Source organism: Burkholderia sp. Bp8963 (genome assembly GCF_003854275.1).
Classification (GTDB): Bacteria; Pseudomonadota; Gammaproteobacteria; order Burkholderiales; family Burkholderiaceae; genus Burkholderia.
Map to the genome: position 1 here is coordinate 1 of NZ_QTQP01000209.1, position 244 is coordinate 244.

Genomic DNA, 244 nt, shown 5'->3' on the forward strand with positions numbered 1-244 from the left:
CGATGACGACGACCAGAAGCCGCGCGGCCCGGATGGCAAGCCGAAGGGCGGTCGCTACAAACGGCCGTTCGGTGTGCCCGAGGACCGGACCCAGGACAACTTCACCGACCCCGATAGCCGCATCATGAAGCGCGCCGGCGGTGGGTTCGATCCGGCCTACAACGGCCAGACGGCGATCGACGACGCGGCCCACATCATCGTGGCCGCTGAATTGGTCAACTGCGCGGCCGACGCGGGCGAACTG

Annotated in this window: 1 pseudogene; it reads left to right on the forward strand. The window is 68.0% G+C overall.

The window, feature by feature from the left end:
- A pseudogene (locus DID96_RS38070) lies at positions 1 to 244 on the forward strand (IS5/IS1182 family transposase); the annotation flags it as partial.